We start from the raw sequence: 15,376 nt of genomic DNA, 5'->3' as shown, positions 1-15,376 counted from the left end.
GTATGGACAGACCGCGGGACTGGCTGGGAGCGCGCGCGACAATCCTCTTGCCGGTGTTGGTAGCGGTGCTGTCGTTCGTCACTGGTGTGGTCAATATCAGTGCCGTGTCGATCAGCGGGCCGCTCGGGGACCTCATTCCGCGCAGCATCCAGCGCACCGCCGGGTTCACCGGCGCACTCACGGGGTTCACGCTCCTCGTCAGCGTCGTTGGACTCCGCCGTCGCCTGCGAATCGCGTGGTACGCGACCGTCGTCTTGCTCCCCGTGGCGGCGGTACAGGGGCTGGTACAGAACTCCGCGGTGTCGATTCCGTTCGTCGGCTCCGTGCCGAGTTCGGCGGTTTCGATTCCGCTTGTCGCCCTCTCGCTGCTCTCGCTCCCGACGATGCTCCTGAATCGACGGCGGTTCGACCGACCGATCGACCTCTCGACGGCGCAACTGGCCGCTGGCGCGGCGCTCCTCGGCTCGCTCATGTACGGAACGGCGGGGTCGTACGCGCTCCGCGATGAATTCACCAACCTTTCGACGGCGACTGATGCGTTCTATTACACGCTGGTCACGGCCAGCACTGTCGGGTACGGCGATATGACCCCACAGAGCCAGCAAGCGAAACTGTTCGGCATGTCCGTGGTCGTCCTCGGAACGGCCAGTTTCGCCATCGCGCTGGGGTCGCTGCTGGGACCGGCAATCGAAAAACGGCTTTCGGAGGCACTCGGAAACATGACTGACGCACAACTGGACCTGCTTGAGAACCACGTACTGGTACTCGGCCACGGCGACCTGACGGAACCGATTATCGAAGAGCTGACCGGCGAAATCGAGTTCGTTGTCATCACGCCGGACACGGAGACGGCCACCCGGCTCCAGCAACAGGACATCGCCGTCCTGACTGCGGACCCGAGCGACGAAGTACCCATGCAACGGGCCGGTATCGAGGACGCCGCAGCGGTCGTCGCGGCGACGAACGACGACGCGCAGGACGCGCTGGCGATACTGACGGCCCAGACGCTCAATCCGACGGTCAACATCGTCGCCGCGGCGACGGACCGCGAAAACATCGAAAAGCTTCGGCGAGCGGGCGCGGACACGGTCATCAGCCCCGCAGTACTGGGCGGCCACCTCATCGTCCAGTCCGCGCTGGGCCGCGAGGGGATGGAGAACATCGCCGACCACCTGCTCGACGTGAACGACGAGGACGACGCGGAGATTTAGGCTCGACCGCGGTCGACGATAGCGACATCCGTTTCCACGTCCTCCAGCCGTTCGAACGTCGGTGGGGAGATGAACCGCGACGCCTTGCTCCGGTCGCGGCTTGCCCCGATCATGACGAGGTCGTACTGCGACGCCGTATCGGACAGAAACGTCTGGATATCCGTCCGCGGAACCCGCGTCTCGAACGCGCCCTCGTACGGTTCGATGAGGTCCGCAAGCATCTCTTCGGCCCGGCGGCGGTCCCCACGGGAGCCGATACAGGTCGCGACGGCGACCCGCCCGCTCCGGCCGGCCAGTCGTGTGGCGAAGTCGACCATATTGTGAGCCACATCGCTGACACTACGGACGGGGACGATGACCTGTTTCCAGCGGGTCCGGTCGCTCCGGGAGCGGTGGACGACGACATCGCTTTCACTGCGGAAGAGCCGCTGTAAATACGGCGTCAGCGCCCCGTGTTGGCTTTCGTAGGGTGCGACAATGAGATCGCAGTTGGTTTCGGCCGCAGTCTGCAGCGTTGTCTTCGCCGGCGACCCGTGGTCGCTCGCGACGACGACCTGACAGGAGACGCCCGTCCGCGTCTCGATCCGGTCCGCGTGGGTCTCCAGCCAATCGATCTCCGCTTCGAGGTCCGTCTGCTCGGGCGACGCCGGGGCGGTTGCCGGGTCACCGCCGTCGCCAACCGGGCGGGTTTCTGCCGACGCCGGCTCGCCCCCGTTCTCGGACCGGATGTCAAGCTGTATCGTGTCCCGTGTGAGGGTTTGCTGGGCCGTGGCGGCGTCGCTGTCCGAAACCACGTCCAGCAGGACGACTTTGCCGGCCTCGTGAGCGGCCGCGAGTCGTGCGCCCAGCATCGCTGTCTGTCCCGCTGCGTCGCCGCGCATCGGGACCAGAACGTGGTCGTCACCGGACATCGACTCGTACAGGTACGTTGCTCGCTGTTCGTAGAACTGCTCGCGCCAGATGACGAAGAGTACTGCCACGAGCGAACTGGCGAGGAAGACACTGGCGACGAACGTCGCCTGCTGGCTCGGTTCGACCAGCAGTGCCAGCAGCGCGGTCGAGTACGACGACGGCTCCTCGATGTCCAGCGGCCAGGTGACTACGCCAGTGGCGAAGACGGCGAGGCCGGCACCGAGCGCGTTGACGCCGAACTGGCCGCCCGGCGCTGTGAGATAGCTGTTCGAGACTGCGAGTGCACCCAGCCCACAGACCGCGCCGATGGTGAGGCCCGCGACGAACCGCTTCGGGTCGGAGTACTTGCTCGTCGGGTCGACAAAGAGCGTGTACGACCCCGCCGCGAGCGGCGGGAACAGCAGGAAACTCAGTCGTGGGACGGCGTTTGCCAGCGTCGTCACCAGCACGATAGCGAGCGGGACAAACACCAGCATAGAGAGGTGAACGAGGTTTTCCGTCACCTCGGCCCACCGCCTGAAGTCCTGCAGTTCGCGGCGCTCGACCCGCCGGAGTCGCCTGACCGCCGCGTGGAACCACTTCCGGAACTGGTCGAGCATACAGGTTCCCACGGGAGAACATCTGTTAAGCCCTCCGCCGGGAAGTTGCGGGGTTAGCTGCTCGTGCGGAGTCAACAGCGGCGGTGCCTACAGCGACGAGGCCGCCGTCAGACTAATTTCGATAGCGCGCTCGACGTTGTTCTTGGCTTTCTCGGGGAGTTCCTCGTCCTCGGTTTTGCCCTTCTGTGTCCCCTCGACGAGGTTGCCGTCGACGGTACAGATAGCACCCGAGCGCAGGCCCTTGCGACGACACAGCGAGAACAGCGCGGCGGCCTCCATCTCGACGGCCAGCAGACCGGCGTCCTCCCAGTCGTTGATATACTCGTCCGTCTCGGCGTAGAAGGCGTCGTCCGTCGCAATTGGACCGACGTGAACGTCCTCGTCGTTCGCCTCGGCGGCGTCGACCAGCGACGAGAGCACCTCGTAGTCGGGGACGGCCGGGACGGACTTGGATTCGTAGCGCTGGGACGTGCCCTCGTCCTTGGCAGCGCCGTTGGCGACGACCATATCGCCGATTTCGATGCCTTCCTGCAGCGCGCCGGTCGTTCCGACGCGGATGAGCGTCTCGACGCCGACCGCTTCCAGTTCCTCGACGGCAATGGCCGTCGACGGCGACCCGATGCCGGTCGAACAGATCGTCAGTTCGCGGCCGTCGTAGGTCGCATTGACGAGTTTGTACTCGCGGTTCTGTGCGACGACTTCGTGGTCGTCACAGAGGCCTGCAATGCGGTCGACGCGTCCGGGGTCGCCCGGCACGAGCGCGATATCTGTCAGGTCACCCGGTTCGACGAGTAGATGCGGCTGTTTCGCCATACAGGCCAGTCGCACGGAACTATTTAGTAGTCAGTGGATTCCTGTCGGTCGCAACAGTGAGGTAGGACGCCCGATAGAGGGGACGTATGGCAGACGATATCTCGCTGTTCGACAGACGGATGCGAGGACCGGCGGGTATCGCTATTGTCGCCGGAGTCGTCCTCGGGCTGCTGACTGGCTACACCGTCGGCGCGGGAACGCCGGACGGCCCCTCGTGGACCCTCGTCGTTCCGTTCGCGCTGCTTGCCACCGTCTTCCTGTATCTCGGGGCCTACAGGAACCTCTCGAAGCGGGCCGGGGACACGTAGCTTACAGCCAGGTGACGAGCACCGGGACGAACAGCGCAAGCGCTGTCCCAAAGATGAACGCCGTGAGTGCCCACTGTCGGATAATCTCGTCAGCGGTGTCTCGAACGCTGCCGCCGAAGCGAGGCATGGCGATGCGAGCGAAAAAGTAGTAGATGAACGCGGAAACGCCCGCAACGCCAGCGATGTGCGGTAGCAGCGGGACGCCGTTGAGCGAGACTGCCATCGGAAGCACGGACGAGAGGCCCGCGACGACCGCGCCGTACAACAGCGCCGCAGCGAAGGCAGTACCGTGATGCACAGCAACAGCGAGGGGCCGGCTCACCGCGGCTGGGTCGGCGCGAGTAAGTCCAGCCCCAGCGACGTACGCCGGCAGATACCCCTCGTCCTGTGTCACCATCGGGATGTTCAACAGCAGGCCGACGACCGCGCCGGCGACGACACAGACAGACGCCCACTGCGTGATGGGGTAATCAAGCACATGTCTCTCTTGCTCGCGATGCCCATGAGGATTGTGTCATCCGGTCATGGCGACTCGACCGGACAGAGGCACCCTCTGGGTTTAGTTCACCTAATATAGTACACCACGACAATATATATGTCGTCGTATGAAAAAATGGTATAAGTTACACCATGACACAGCAACGGTACCAGAACGGAAAGCGGGTGATAAGACGCTGGAACGAAGTTTTCAAATCCGTTAGCGCTGAGCCGCGCCGGCAGCTAATCGTCGCATTGTTAAATGCCCCCCCTGACGCGACAGTCCCGCTCCCCGAGAGTGCAATAAACCCTAATGTCCCGCAGGATCCGGAGATTCTGCGGCAAGAGCTGCACCACTGCCACCTGCCGCTGCTGTCCGACTATGAGTTCATTACGTGGCAAAAGGAGCCACTGGTTGCCGGTCGTGGCCCGCGGTTCAGTGAGGTGGCCACCGTGTTCGAATCGCTGCAATCGAATGCGACGGACCTGCCGGACGCACTCGTGTTTGGGTGTCAGCGGCTCGAACGGGAACGGCAGGAAGGATTCGGCGATTCGGTGCCGGAGTAGCCCCACTCAGACCGGGCTGAACAGGAACAGGACAATGTTGTTCGTGGCCGGGCCGATGCCAACGGCGGTTACGAGCGCGAGCAGGAGACTCGCTTCGATGGGTTCCTCTTCGAGATAGTCGTCCAGCAGAAAGACGACCGCAACCGCCACGAGCAGTTTGACGAACACGAACAGCCAGCCTTTGCCGAGATACGGCGCTGTTGGGAGCGTGCCAGCGAACTCCATGATGCGGGCCGGGATCGGCGTTCGTTCCGTGATGCCGATAACATCAGCGCCGACCGCCGTCGAGACGCCGTCGAGCATATGCGCGAACACGACCGTCGGGGCCGCATACCGCATCCGAACGACCACCGGTGTCCGCCACAGCGCGACCGCAAGCACCGTCACGGCAGTAACGACGGTTGCGACGACGACAGCAACAGTTGGCCAGATGAGTCCAAGCAGGCCGGACTCCAGTGCCATCACGACAGCGATGACAAGCAATACCGTCAGAAATCCGACACCGATGTACCCCAGATTCCGTGATATCGTCTCGCTGTGGCCGCGTCGGACGCTGAACAGCGTCAGCGTGATCCAGACGAGAGCCAGCGTGACGAACGTCGTGAGATACACCGCCGGCGCGCCGAACAGCGGTGCGACCACGGGCCTGTAGGCGTCAATCGGTGGCTGATGGAACGCGTGGAGCGCGCCGCCGAGGGCCATCCACGGCGTCAAGGCGACTACGGTTCGTTGGTCGATCGGTGGTTCGAGGGCGTACAACAGCGCTGTCACCACGAGCGTGCCCGCAAGCAGCGCCACAGTGTACTCAAGCGGCGGGAGCGCTAACCCCGAGGGCAGTACCATGTCCCCCACGCCGACTCCGATGAGGGAAAACCTTCCGAACGAGGCCGACGATACCGTCGCAGCCTGAGCGGCAATCATCGAACACGAGTACGGCACGACAGTAGCTCCACCGTCCGCCGCCCGCCGTCTTTACGTGGGCACCACGTGTCACCCCGCGGTATGGACGAGATACCAGACCGCATCGAGCATACAGTTCTCGGTCCGACGACGACACCGAACGACGTACGAACCTGCCTCGACGAGGCGCTCCAGTACGGAATGCGGGCGTGCATCCCGCCGTGGGCGCTCCCGCTTGCGACCGAGTACGCGAACGTCCCGCTTACGGCCGTCATCGACTTCCCGCACGGCCAGGGTCAGACCGACAGCGTCTGTCAGGCGGCCAAACTGGCCTGGGACGCCGGAGCCGACGAACTGGATATGGTGTGCAACGTGGGCTTGCTCAAGGCCGGCGAGGACGACGCCGTCCGGGACCACATCACTGAGGTCGTCGCCAGCGTCCCAGTTCCGGTGAAGGTCATCGTCGAAGCGCCGCTGCTCTCCGACGAGGAACTCGAGCGGGTCGGGCAACTCGTTGCAGACGCCGACGCTGCCTACCTCAAGACCGCGACGGGGTTCAGCGAGGGCGGCGCGACGGTCCACGACGTGGAGATTCTCAGCAAGTACCTCCCGGTGAAAGCCAGCGGCGGCGTCGGGTCGTGGGCCGACGCCAGGGCGATGTTCGAGGCCGGAGCCGAGCGAATCGGGGCCTCCAGCGGTGATACCATTGTTCGGGAGTGGCAGGCCGAAACGGCGGGTGAAACCGTGACCGAACCAGAGGCAGACCCGGACGACACAGACGCAACCGACGGCTACTGACCGGTCCAATCCGTCGCCCTTTTGCCGTCCTGGCGATAGTATCTGGATGAATGGCCCGGTATCACATCGAGACGTACGGGTGCACCTCGAACAGAGGTGAGACCCAGCAAATCGAGCAGGCGCTCCGGGAGGGCGGGCACCACCCCGCTGACGGGCCGGAGTCCGCCGACGTGGCGATCCTCAACACCTGCACGGTGCTTGAGAAGACCGAACGCAACATGCTCGCACGGGCCAAAGAACTCGATAACGAAACCCCGGCGGACCTCGTCATCACGGGCTGTATGGCGCTCGCACAGGGCGAGGAGTTCCAGAACGCCGACATCGACGCCGAGGTGCTTCACTGGGACGACGTGCCCCAGTACGTCCTCAACGGCGAGTGCCCGACGATTACGCCGGACACCGAAACGGTCCTCAACGGCGTCGTCGGTATCCTTCCCATCGCCCGGGGGTGTATGTCGGACTGCTCGTACTGCATCACAAAGCAAGCGACCGGGCGGATCGAGTCCCCCTCGGTCGAGGAGAACGTCGAGAAGGCCCGTGCGCTGGTCCACGCGGGCGCGAAGGAAATCCGTATCACGGGCCAAGACACCGGCGTCTACGGCTGGGACACGAACCAGGGGACGAGCCTGCTGCCGGAGCTACTCGACCGCATCTGCACCGACATCGACGGCGACTTCCGCGTTCGCGTCGGGATGGCGAACCCGAAGGGCCTGCACGGCGTCCGCGAGGAACTCGCGGCGGTGTTTGCCGAACACGAGGAACTGTACAACTTCATCCACGCACCGGTCCAGTCCGGCAGTGACGACGTGCTGGCAGATATGCGCCGCCAGCACGCCGTTTCGGAGTATCTGGAGGTCGTCGAGACGCTGGACGACAAGCTGGACTACTGGACGCTATCGACGGACTTCATCGTCGGCTTCCCGACCGAGGAACCGGCCGACCACGAGCAGTCGATGGCGCTGCTTCGTGAGACCCGTCCCGAGAAAATCAACGTCACGCGCTTCTCCAAGCGGCCCGGCACCGACGCCGCCGACATGAAGGGTCTGGGCGGCCAGGTCAAGAAGGACCGCTCGAAGGAGATGAGCGAGGCGAAGATGGAACTGATGGCCGAGGCCTACGAGGAGATGGTCGGGCGCACGGTCTCAGTCCTGCTCGTCGAGGACGGCACCGACGAGTCGCTGGTGGGCTACGACGAGGCCTACCGGCAGGTCGTCATCGCCGACGCACAGGAGCGCGGCCTCGAAATCGGCGACATGGTCGAGGTAGAGGTCACGAGCCACAACACCGTCTACGCCTTCGGCGACCCGATCGAGCGGGCGCAGGTCGCGGACTGAGCGGGTCAGCAGCCCAAATTTTCAGTCAGAGCGACCGAGTGCTCAGTCGCCGCTGTAGGCTTCGCGAAGGAACGTTACCGCTGCACCGAACATCGCGAGGTTCCCGAAGAAGGCCAGGCGCTCGCCGCCACGGTCATCCGGCTCGGCGTTCCAGAAGTCGTGCATCGTCGGCGTGACGACGGCAAGGAACGTGGCAACGGCACCGGTCGAAACCCGTGGGAGCCGCCAGAATGCCGTCCCCAGCCCGCCGACCAGCATCATCCCCGAGGCCAGTGGGGCCAACAGGTCCGGCGCGGGGACACCCGCCGACTCGGCGTACTCGATTGCGTCCTCCATATCGCGGAAGTCTTCAGCGGCCTGAAGGGCCACGCCGAGGCCAAACAACAGTCGTCCGAGCGCGAGCCAGCTACGTGATGAGTCGTCACCCATATGCTATCTGATAGCACGGCAGCCACTAAAACGTCACTCCAGATCGGCAAGCCGCTCTACTTCTTCGTCGTCTTTCCACTCGCCGAGTTCCTTCGGGTCGACGTGAATGAACGCGTCGTCGACCTCCGGAAGCTCCTCGATGGACTTGATGACTGCCGTCTCGATGTCGTGGGCCTCGAACAGCGTTAGGTCGCCTTCCACCTCGATGTGAAGGCTCACGTCGATTTCAGGGCCGACGTAGTGGGCGATGACATCGTGTGCGCCGCGGACCTTCGGGTGGTCGAGCGCGCGGCGGAGGATTTCGCGCCGAAGGTCCTCCGGTGGTGCGCCGCCGACGAGATACGTGACGTTTTCCTGTACGACCTCGATGCCGGTGTAGATGATGCCGATGGCGACGACGAGTGCGGCCAGCGGGTCGGCGATGGGGTAGCCGACCATCGCACCAGCGACGCCGACCAGCGCCGCGCCCGCGGTGAGGATGTCGTTGCGGTTGTCCTTTGCCGTCGCAATGAGCGCCGGGGAGTTACGGTTCGTGCCCGCGCGGAGACAGTACCGGTAGAGGGCGTACTTCGCGACGGCCGAGAACGCGAGCACGAGCACGGCAGCCGGTCCCTGTGACACCGAGATATTGCCGGTCAACAGGGCGGTGCCGGCGTTCCAGAGGACGAACCCACCAGCGGCGAAGATACCCGCGGCGACGAACAGGGAGACGAACGGCTCGATACGTTCGTGACCGTGGGGGTGCTCGAAGTCCGGCGGGCGTGTCGTCAGGTACAGCCCAGCAACGATGACCAGCGAGTAGGCGGTGTCAGCGGCGCTGTTGATCGCCTCAGACTGGACAGCGAAGCTTCCGGTGGTGAACCAGACGCCGGCTTTCAGCAGCACGAGGAGAAGGTTGACGCCGAGAACGAGCAGCCCAACCCGTCTGAGCGTCGCGCGGCGTGACATTGCTCCCCCGTTGTCGGGCCGCCGTCAAAGCCGCTTCGACACCAGCGCAGTCTCCGTGTCAACTTCCCCACGACCGCCTCAGTTGATGCGGACAGCCCCCTCGTCGGGGGTGGTCGTCCCGTCCTGTGACGCGAACGCGGCGTAGAGCCGGTCGTACGTCTCTTCGACAGCCTCGACGATGACTTTCGTGTCGCTGATGACCGGCATGAAGTTGGTGTCGCCGTTCCACCGCGGGACAACGTGTGTATGGAGGTGGTCGTCGATGGACCCACCGGCCGCGGAGCCGCCGAGGTTCAGCCCGGCGTTAAACCCATCCGGGGACAGCGCGGTTTCGAGAGCATCGAAGGTCCGCTGTTTCAGTCGGGCATGGTCGAGCAGGGTTTCGTCGTCGAGGTCGCCGTACTCGCCGGTGTGGGTGTGCGGAATGACCATCACGTGCCCGGGGTTGTACGGGTAGTTGTTCAGGAGGACAAAGGCGTGGTCGCTTCGCGCCACGAGGTTGTTCGCCCGGTCGTCGTCCTGTGCCTGAAACGCACAGAACACGCAGTCGACATCGGAGTCTGGCTCCTCGCGTTCGACCCACTCGATGCGCCACGGCGCAAACACCTTGTCCATACCCCCAGTTGTCGACCCACCAGCAAAAACGACAGGACTGACACTCCAGAAGTGGTATATAAAGGTATTGGCCGTTCACGCGGATAGACCGGTTTCTGTGGCTTCAGGGCAGTGTTTAAACATTCTCGATCGATCTGGGGCCGTAATCGACTAAAATCGGCCGCTGTCTGGCGATAAACAGTGCTGAACGGACCAGAACTGAAGGTGGTTTTTATACTCTCTACCCTGCTTGTCCCAGACGGGATGGCAGCGATAAACGACGGCGTCGACATGGCGGAACACTGTTCGACGTGTGACCGTGAGACACCACACGCCGTGCGTGTCCAGATACAGACGGAGTCAGATAAACGCGAAAACGCGGCGTTTTCCCGAGAGCCGTACCGGGTCAGTGAATGTCAAATCTGTGGCATGACCACGTCGACGCGGATGAACAACGCCTGACCATCCCACACACCCCACCCTTTCCGTACGCCACGTGGTTTCTGACTACGTGGCCACACACCCCCCACCCCACCGTTTCCATACGCCACGTGGTTTCTGACTACGTGGCCACACACCCCCCACCCCACCGTTTCCATACGCCACGTGGTTTCTGACTACGTGGCCACACACCCCCCACCCTTTCACACGATGCTCGGAGCGATAGCGCTGCTGAAAAACAGTAGTTCGGTATCTCCCACGAGTTCGAAGTCGGCGTCCGCTACCGCGAGCGCGTCGTTACTTCACAGCCGTCCTCGGTGATGATGACGGTGTGTTCCTTCTGGCTGACGTATGCATTGTCTTGCTCTTTGAGTACTGGGTAGCCGTGGACGATGTCCTGCTGTTTCAGGCGGCGAAGCGCCATCTCCGCTCGCGGCGAGTCGAGCCAACGGGCGGCAAACGGCAGTGTGCGGTACTCCTCGGTGATCTGTTCGAGGACCTGTCGGGCCTGCCGGTTCCGGACCGACCCCTCGCGTTCGAGGGCGAAAATCTCCTCGTCAGCCCCTTCCTGTACCTTGCCGCGGCCGTCGGTAGCGAACGGTTCGATAGCGACCACGTCGCCCACGTCGAGCGTCGCGCCCTGTGCCACTTCGCGGTTCGGGATATTCGGCGACGTGTGCTGCTCCCAGTGACCGAGTCCGTGGCCGGTAAGGTTCACAACGGGGTTGTAGCCGTACCCCTCGATGACCTCCTCGACGGCCGCGCCGATCTGGCCCACGTCGACGCCAGGGCCGGCAACGTCCAGCGCGGCGTCCAAGGCCTCGGCAGGCGCTTCGGCGAGTTCGGCCTGCCCGGACAGGTCGACTGTCACAGCGGTGTCGGCGAGCCACCCGTCAACGTGGACGCCGATGTCGAGGTTGACCATCTCTTCGCCGAAGGTGGCGTCGTCGTCGCGCTCGGGGGTGGCGTGGGCCGCCTCCTCGTCGATGGAGATGTTCACCGGAAACGCCGGCTTGCCGCCCAGCTCTCGTATCTTCTCCTCGGCCCACTGTGCGACTTCGAGATGGGAGACGCCCACCTCGACGCGTTCGGCCGCCTCGTCGCGCACCTGTGCCAGAATCTCGCCCGCTTCGCGGCATTTCTCGTACTGCTCAGAATCGAAATCCACGTCAGTCATGCACGCCGGTTAGTCGGTGGCGGGCAAAGGGGTTTCCCTCTGGCTATCTCCGCGCGGTCTGCATTGCGGCGGTGTTCCGTTCGGCCCCGGTATGGCCGGCCCGGTCGAGAACGATCACGCCAGCACGCCCGCCGGTCGCGTCCTCGAAGTCCGCAATCGCCTCCTCGGCGGCCTGTCGCGGGCCGTACGTGTCTAATTGTTCGACTGCATGGCGGGCTAACCCGAACCGGGCGATAGGCTCCCCTTCGCCGGTCGCGCTCGCACCACCGCGGTCATCAGCGTAAAAGCCAGCGCCGATCTGCGGCACGTCGCCGACCCGACCTGCCAGCGCGAACCAGCGCCCGGCGGTCGATGTCGCCGCCGCAAGCCGGTCCCCGTCGGTCGCAACCGCGCCGACGGTGTCAGTGCCGCTGAAATGCGCACGGACCCAGTCGAGATGGTCGGCAGGGCCACCATCAGGCGGGTTCGCGCGCTCGTATCGCTGTCGCGTCTCTGCAGTCGTGAGGTCGCGATCGGTTTCGACGCCGGAGCCCGCCGCGAACGCCACGGCCTCGTCGCCAGCAAGAAGGACGTGTGGCGTCTCAGCTGCCACAGTACGGGCCACGTCCGCAGCGTGTACAACGCCAGACATTGCACACGCTGCCCCGGTCTGGCCGTCGTGGGTCATCATTCCGGCGTCAGTCCGGACTTCACCGTCACTCTGGACGGCTCCACCGACGCCGGCGTTGAACGCCGGGTCGGATTCGAGGGGCCGAAGCGCGGCCAGAACCGCCTCCATCGGGCGCTCCGCCTTCGCTGCCTGTTCAGCGGCGTCTGTGAGAGTTGCCTGCCGAGTAGCCGGTGACGCCGGTGGACTGCCCGCGCCGCCGTGAACGATGACGTGCATACAGCCCCGTTGACACACGAAAGGCATATCACCTCCGGCAGTTGCGGTTAGTGACGTGCCCGCGAACGGTCGTTGTCCTTTCTTTACGCACTGTGTTACCACGTCTGAGGCAAAGCGGCACGCCTTTAGGGGCGACTGTCAATTGGCGGAATATGGGCTACGATTACGACAAAGTGGAGGTTCCTGACGAGGGACAGCAGATTCAGGTCACGGAGGACGACGAACTCGACGTTCCGGAGAACCCGATCATCCCAATCATCCACGGGGACGGTATCGGGACGGACGTCGGTCCGGCCGCACAGAAGGTGCTCGAAGCCGCCGCGAACGCCACCGGTCGTGACATCTCCTGGATGCGCGTCTACGCCGGCCAGTCCGCCCGGGACAAGTACGACGAGAACCTCCCTGATGACACCGTCGAGGCCATCAAAGAGTTCAACGTCGCTATCAAGGGCCCGCTGACAACACCAGTCGGCGCTGGCTTCCGCTCGCTGAACGTCGCGCTCCGCAAGACGCTCGACCTCTACGCGAACGTCCGCCCGACCTACCACATCGACGGCGTCCCATCACCGGTCAAAGACCCCGAGGAGATGGACATGGTCACCTTCCGGGAGAACACCGAAGACGTCTATGCTGGCATCGAGTGGGAGGCCGGCACCGACGAAGTCGAGGAGGTCAAGGAGTTCGTCGAAGAGGAGATGGACTTCGACGAGACCATCCACGACGGCCCGGTCGGCATCGGCGTCAAGCCGATTACCGAGTTCGGGACCAAGCGCCTCGTCCGCGAGGCAATCGACTACGCCCTCGAAGAGGACCGGGACAGCGTCACGCTGGTCCACAAGGGCAACATCATGAAGTTCACCGAGGGAGCCTTCCGTGACTGGGGCTACGAGGTCGCCGAAGAGGAGTACGGCGAGAACGTCATCACCGAGGACGAGCTGTGGGACGAGTACGACGGCGAACAGCCCGAGGGCTCGCTGGTCGTCAACGACCGCATCGCCGACAACATGCTCCAGCAGCTCCTGACCCGTACCGACGAGTACGACGTCATCGCGACGATGAACCTGAACGGGGACTACATGTCCGACGCCGCCGGCGCACAGATCGGCGGCCTCGGCATCGCCCCCGGTGCGAACTTCGGCTCGGCCCGCTGTCTCGCAGAGCCGGTCCACGGCTCCGCGCCGAAGTACGCCGGCGAGGACAAGGTCAACCCGACCGCGATGATTCTCTCCGGCCGCCTCATGCTCGAATACATGGGCTGGAAGGACGCCGGCCAGCTCGTTCGTGACGCCGTCGAGGAGACCATCTCCTCCGGTGACGTCACCTATGACCTCGAACGACAGATCGAGGGCGGCAACAAGCTCGCCACCAGCGAGTTCGCCGACAAGGTCGTCGAAAATATAGAGAAGCTCTCGTAGAGAGCTTCTGGACTCTGGCGGCGAAGCCGCCAGAACATCGAGAAACTCGCGTAAGCGAGTCGCGCTGGCTACAACACGCTTCATTTTTATTCCGGTACAGCCTGAGAGTGACGGCACAGGCGAGTCCTATCGGGAGAACAGAGCTATCGCTCGGGGGTTGCGTTTCTTGTGGAGCACAGTCGGTCCGAGAAGCGTTACTCGGTCAGCGGCAGGACCACACCGAACACGAGCGGCGAGAGGAGCCCGACGAGGATACCGAGCAGTTCCATGTCGACCAACAGCGTGTCGCCCCAAGCTGGAAGGGTCCCGAACACGGCGCTTCCGGCGATCTCCCCCGCAATGCCGAGGAGGAACAGCCCTGCCCCGAGCATGAACCCGCGCTTTGCGAGGGTCGCGTAGTCCGCGTTCCAGTTTTGGCTCATACAGGTCCGTTCTTGTGGACCTACTAAGCTCTCTCGGATCGAAAGAGCTACAAGCGGTTTGCAGTGATATCTGGGCACACATGGCCACAGAATCGATTCCGGAACTACTGGAACTCCTACTTTCGACGGTTCTCGCAGTCGGGCTAACCGTCGGCGGGGCACTCACCGAACAGGCCGCCCTCGCCGACCTGTCCGGCGGCATCTCCGCGTTCGCTGCTTGGGAGGTGTACATGGGGCTGGTCCTTCTGTACGCCGGCTATCTGCTCACCTCACGCCGAGTCCTGCCGGCATTCGGTAGCGCCTGAGTCTGGTCTGTGCGGGCGATCGGTTATTCCCGAAGCGACCGCTTGGTCGTATTTGTGACCCACTCCGGCTGTGCTACTGTCGTCGACCCCACATGCTGTAGCCGCATCTCTTGCGTGACACGGACCTGCTGGTCGCTACGTTCAGCGTCGAAAACCAGCCGGAACGCCGAAACGGTGCCGTCGTGATTGACGCGAAGCCGGACGGAGACGTTGTGAGGGTCACTCACGAACAGCGGCGTGCGGAGTCTGTCGGGGTTGGTGAAACGGGTCCCGACGAGGGCGACGCCGCCGTCACTCCGGTCGGCAACGGAAAGCGCAACGGCTTCCGCGACGCCGCGTATCGTCCGGCGCTCCGAGAGGTCCGAGACCGGGCCGTCGTCGCGGACTGGCCACGCGACCTGATTCCGCCGGTTCGCTCGATTGTCGTACCGGGCCGCGACGATGGAGCCGTTGGTCCAGTAGTCGATGCGGGTGGTGAACGTGTTCAGTTCCGTCCCGTTCTGCCGGAACCGCCCTGCGTACGTCGTCTTGTTCACCGCGACGTAGCGTGTGTGGTTCGTTCGCCGGAGCACCGTTCCGTTGCTGTCGGTGACTCGCTGGCGAGTGACCAGCGTGTAGTTCGTCGTCGCAAGTGTCCGCGCGTGGGCGCTGGCCAGCGTTGACGGAACTACTGCGTCGTCACTCACGCCCGGCGGATAGCCGACCCCGTCGGTCGGCACCGCTACCGGCGTGACCGTCTCGGGGCTGTCCGACTGGACGAACCCCGAACACCCGGCGAGTACGAGCGCGAGCGTCACGATGGTAGCCACTGCCCGCGTCATTAGCAAACATACGGACGCA

Annotated in this window: 19 protein-coding genes; 8 read left to right on the top strand and 11 right to left on the bottom strand. The window is 64.0% G+C overall.

The window, feature by feature from the left end; translation table 11 throughout:
- The first annotated feature begins 2 nt into the window (after nt 1-2).
- Nucleotides 3-1,211, top strand: a complete 1,209-nt coding sequence (locus tag BVU17_03255; protein ID AUG46585.1) for a potassium channel protein — start codon at nt 3-5, stop codon at nt 1,209-1,211.
- Here BVU17_03255 and BVU17_03250 read toward each other — a convergent pair.
- Nucleotides 1,208-2,722: a universal stress protein UspA gene (locus BVU17_03250; protein AUG46584.1), complete on the bottom strand. Its 1,515-nt coding sequence runs from the start codon at nt 2,720-2,722 to the stop codon at nt 1,208-1,210. The genes BVU17_03255 and BVU17_03250 overlap by 4 nt on opposite strands.
- Before the next feature lie 87 nt (nt 2,723-2,809).
- Nucleotides 2,810-3,535 carry a uridine phosphorylase gene (locus BVU17_03245; GenBank protein ID AUG46583.1) on the bottom strand — a complete coding sequence of 242 codons (726 nt, stop codon included), beginning with the start codon at nt 3,533-3,535 and terminating at the stop codon, nt 2,810-2,812.
- Between the two features lie 86 nt (nt 3,536-3,621).
- Between BVU17_03245 and BVU17_03240 the strand changes: the two genes are divergently transcribed.
- Entirely contained in the window at nt 3,622-3,843 is a 222-nt protein-coding gene (locus tag BVU17_03240) for a hypothetical protein (GenBank protein ID AUG46582.1), read from the top strand.
- Nucleotide 3,844: 1 nt separating this feature from the next.
- Here the strand turns inward: BVU17_03240 and BVU17_03235 are convergent, their stop codons facing one another.
- The gene (locus BVU17_03235; protein AUG46581.1) at nt 3,845-4,321 is read right to left on the bottom strand and encodes a hypothetical protein; all 477 of its coding nucleotides are present in this window, start codon (nt 4,319-4,321) and stop codon (nt 3,845-3,847) included.
- A 152-nt stretch (nt 4,322-4,473) separates the two neighbouring features.
- Between BVU17_03235 and BVU17_03230 the strand changes: the two genes are divergently transcribed.
- Nucleotides 4,474-4,887, top strand: a complete 414-nt coding sequence (locus BVU17_03230) for a hypothetical protein (protein ID AUG46580.1) — start codon at nt 4,474-4,476, stop codon at nt 4,885-4,887.
- Nucleotides 4,888-4,893: 6 nt separating this feature from the next.
- Here the strand turns inward: BVU17_03230 and BVU17_03225 are convergent, their stop codons facing one another.
- Nucleotides 4,894-5,730: a hypothetical protein gene (locus BVU17_03225; GenBank protein ID AUG46579.1), complete on the bottom strand. Its 837-nt coding sequence runs from the start codon at nt 5,728-5,730 to the stop codon at nt 4,894-4,896.
- Between the two features lie 159 nt (nt 5,731-5,889).
- Here BVU17_03225 and BVU17_03220 point away from each other — a divergent pair, with 159 nt between their 5' ends.
- Together BVU17_03220 and BVU17_03215 are read left to right on the top strand one after the other, a co-directional pair.
- On the top strand, nt 5,890-6,585 hold the full coding sequence (locus tag BVU17_03220) for a deoxyribose-phosphate aldolase (protein ID AUG46578.1): 696 nt from the start codon (nt 5,890-5,892) through the stop codon (nt 6,583-6,585).
- 50 nt (nt 6,586-6,635) lie between these two features.
- The gene (locus BVU17_03215) at nt 6,636-7,919 is read left to right on the top strand and encodes a tRNA modifying enzyme (GenBank protein AUG46577.1); all 1,284 of its coding nucleotides are present in this window, start codon (nt 6,636-6,638) and stop codon (nt 7,917-7,919) included.
- Between the two features lie 42 nt (nt 7,920-7,961).
- Here BVU17_03215 and BVU17_03210 read toward each other — a convergent pair whose 3' ends face one another.
- The 3 genes from BVU17_03210 to BVU17_03200 form a co-directional block, all read right to left on the bottom strand.
- A complete protein-coding gene (locus BVU17_03210; protein ID AUG46576.1) occupies nt 7,962-8,348 on the bottom strand; it encodes a quinol oxidase in 387 nt (128 codons plus the stop codon).
- Between the two features lie 33 nt (nt 8,349-8,381).
- On the bottom strand, nt 8,382-9,296 hold the full coding sequence (locus BVU17_03205; protein ID AUG46575.1) for a cation transporter: 915 nt from the start codon (nt 9,294-9,296) through the stop codon (nt 8,382-8,384).
- A gap of 78 nt (nt 9,297-9,374) precedes the next feature.
- Complete coding sequence (locus BVU17_03200) at nt 9,375-9,911, bottom strand: HIT family hydrolase (protein ID AUG46574.1); 537 nt, start codon at nt 9,909-9,911, stop codon at nt 9,375-9,377.
- Between the two features lie 243 nt (nt 9,912-10,154).
- On the opposite strand from BVU17_03200, the gene BVU17_03195 reads away from it, so the two are divergent.
- Entirely contained in the window at nt 10,155-10,352 is a 198-nt protein-coding gene (locus BVU17_03195; GenBank protein ID AUG46573.1) for a hypothetical protein, read from the top strand.
- Nucleotides 10,353-10,611: 259 nt separating this feature from the next.
- Here BVU17_03195 and BVU17_03190 read toward each other — a convergent pair whose 3' ends face one another.
- The gene (locus BVU17_03190) at nt 10,612-11,508 is read right to left on the bottom strand and encodes a type II methionyl aminopeptidase (GenBank protein AUG46572.1); all 897 of its coding nucleotides are present in this window, start codon (nt 11,506-11,508) and stop codon (nt 10,612-10,614) included.
- Nucleotides 11,509-11,551: 43 nt separating this feature from the next.
- Nucleotides 11,552-12,394, bottom strand: coding sequence for an asparaginase (locus tag BVU17_03185; GenBank protein AUG46571.1), 843 nt, complete (start codon nt 12,392-12,394; stop codon nt 11,552-11,554).
- A gap of 152 nt (nt 12,395-12,546) precedes the next feature.
- Between BVU17_03185 and BVU17_03180 the strand changes: the two genes are divergently transcribed.
- The gene (locus tag BVU17_03180) at nt 12,547-13,809 is read left to right on the top strand and encodes an NADP-dependent isocitrate dehydrogenase (protein ID AUG46570.1); all 1,263 of its coding nucleotides are present in this window, start codon (nt 12,547-12,549) and stop codon (nt 13,807-13,809) included.
- A 194-nt stretch (nt 13,810-14,003) separates the two neighbouring features.
- Here the strand turns inward: BVU17_03180 and BVU17_03175 are convergent, their stop codons facing one another.
- Nucleotides 14,004-14,231, bottom strand: coding sequence for a hypothetical protein (locus tag BVU17_03175; protein ID AUG46569.1), 228 nt, complete (start codon nt 14,229-14,231; stop codon nt 14,004-14,006).
- Between the two features lie 80 nt (nt 14,232-14,311).
- Between BVU17_03175 and BVU17_03170 the strand changes: the two genes are divergently transcribed.
- Nucleotides 14,312-14,536, top strand: a complete 225-nt coding sequence (locus BVU17_03170) for a hypothetical protein (GenBank protein AUG46568.1) — start codon at nt 14,312-14,314, stop codon at nt 14,534-14,536.
- A 23-nt stretch (nt 14,537-14,559) separates the two neighbouring features.
- On the opposite strand, the gene BVU17_03165 is transcribed toward BVU17_03170, so the two are convergent.
- A complete protein-coding gene (locus tag BVU17_03165) occupies nt 14,560-15,357 on the bottom strand; it encodes a hypothetical protein (GenBank protein AUG46567.1) in 798 nt (265 codons plus the stop codon).
- Nucleotides 15,358-15,376: the final 19 nt, after the last annotated feature.

Source organism: Haloarcula taiwanensis, from assembly GCA_002844335.1.
GTDB lineage: Archaea > Halobacteriota > Halobacteria > Halobacteriales > Haloarculaceae > Haloarcula > Haloarcula taiwanensis.
The sequence above is the reverse complement of the archived record's forward strand: the minus strand, read 5'-3'. Positions and strand labels throughout refer to the sequence as shown.

Excerpts from the sequence above, each read along its gene's own strand:
- BVU17_03175 (AUG46569.1), bottom strand. The coding sequence starts at position 14,231 with ATGAGCCAAAACTGGAACGCGGACTACGCGACCCTCGCAAAGCGCGGG.
- BVU17_03165 (AUG46567.1), bottom strand. The coding sequence starts at position 15,357 with ATGACGCGGGCAGTGGCTACCATCGTGACGCTCGCGCTCGTACTCGCC.
- BVU17_03200 (AUG46574.1), bottom strand. The coding sequence starts at position 9,911 with ATGGACAAGGTGTTTGCGCCGTGGCGCATCGAGTGGGTCGAACGCGAG.
- BVU17_03250 (AUG46584.1), bottom strand. The coding sequence starts at position 2,722 with ATGCTCGACCAGTTCCGGAAGTGGTTCCACGCGGCGGTCAGGCGACTC.
- BVU17_03195 (AUG46573.1), top strand. The coding sequence starts at position 10,155 with ATGGCAGCGATAAACGACGGCGTCGACATGGCGGAACACTGTTCGACG.
- BVU17_03245 (AUG46583.1), bottom strand. The coding sequence starts at position 3,535 with ATGGCGAAACAGCCGCATCTACTCGTCGAACCGGGTGACCTGACAGAT.
- BVU17_03220 (AUG46578.1), top strand. The coding sequence starts at position 5,890 with ATGGACGAGATACCAGACCGCATCGAGCATACAGTTCTCGGTCCGACG.
- BVU17_03185 (AUG46571.1), bottom strand. The coding sequence starts at position 12,394 with ATGCACGTCATCGTTCACGGCGGCGCGGGCAGTCCACCGGCGTCACCG.
- BVU17_03230 (AUG46580.1), top strand. The coding sequence starts at position 4,474 with ATGACACAGCAACGGTACCAGAACGGAAAGCGGGTGATAAGACGCTGG.
- BVU17_03240 (AUG46582.1), top strand. The coding sequence starts at position 3,622 with ATGGCAGACGATATCTCGCTGTTCGACAGACGGATGCGAGGACCGGCG.
- BVU17_03170 (AUG46568.1), top strand. The coding sequence starts at position 14,312 with ATGGCCACAGAATCGATTCCGGAACTACTGGAACTCCTACTTTCGACG.
- BVU17_03215 (AUG46577.1), top strand. The coding sequence starts at position 6,636 with ATGGCCCGGTATCACATCGAGACGTACGGGTGCACCTCGAACAGAGGT.
- BVU17_03255 (AUG46585.1), top strand. The coding sequence starts at position 3 with ATGGACAGACCGCGGGACTGGCTGGGAGCGCGCGCGACAATCCTCTTG.
- BVU17_03205 (AUG46575.1), bottom strand. The coding sequence starts at position 9,296 with ATGTCACGCCGCGCGACGCTCAGACGGGTTGGGCTGCTCGTTCTCGGC.
- BVU17_03190 (AUG46572.1), bottom strand. The coding sequence starts at position 11,508 with ATGACTGACGTGGATTTCGATTCTGAGCAGTACGAGAAATGCCGCGAA.
- BVU17_03225 (AUG46579.1), bottom strand. The coding sequence starts at position 5,730 with ATGGTACTGCCCTCGGGGTTAGCGCTCCCGCCGCTTGAGTACACTGTG.
- BVU17_03210 (AUG46576.1), bottom strand. The coding sequence starts at position 8,348 with ATGGGTGACGACTCATCACGTAGCTGGCTCGCGCTCGGACGACTGTTG.
- BVU17_03180 (AUG46570.1), top strand. The coding sequence starts at position 12,547 with ATGGGCTACGATTACGACAAAGTGGAGGTTCCTGACGAGGGACAGCAG.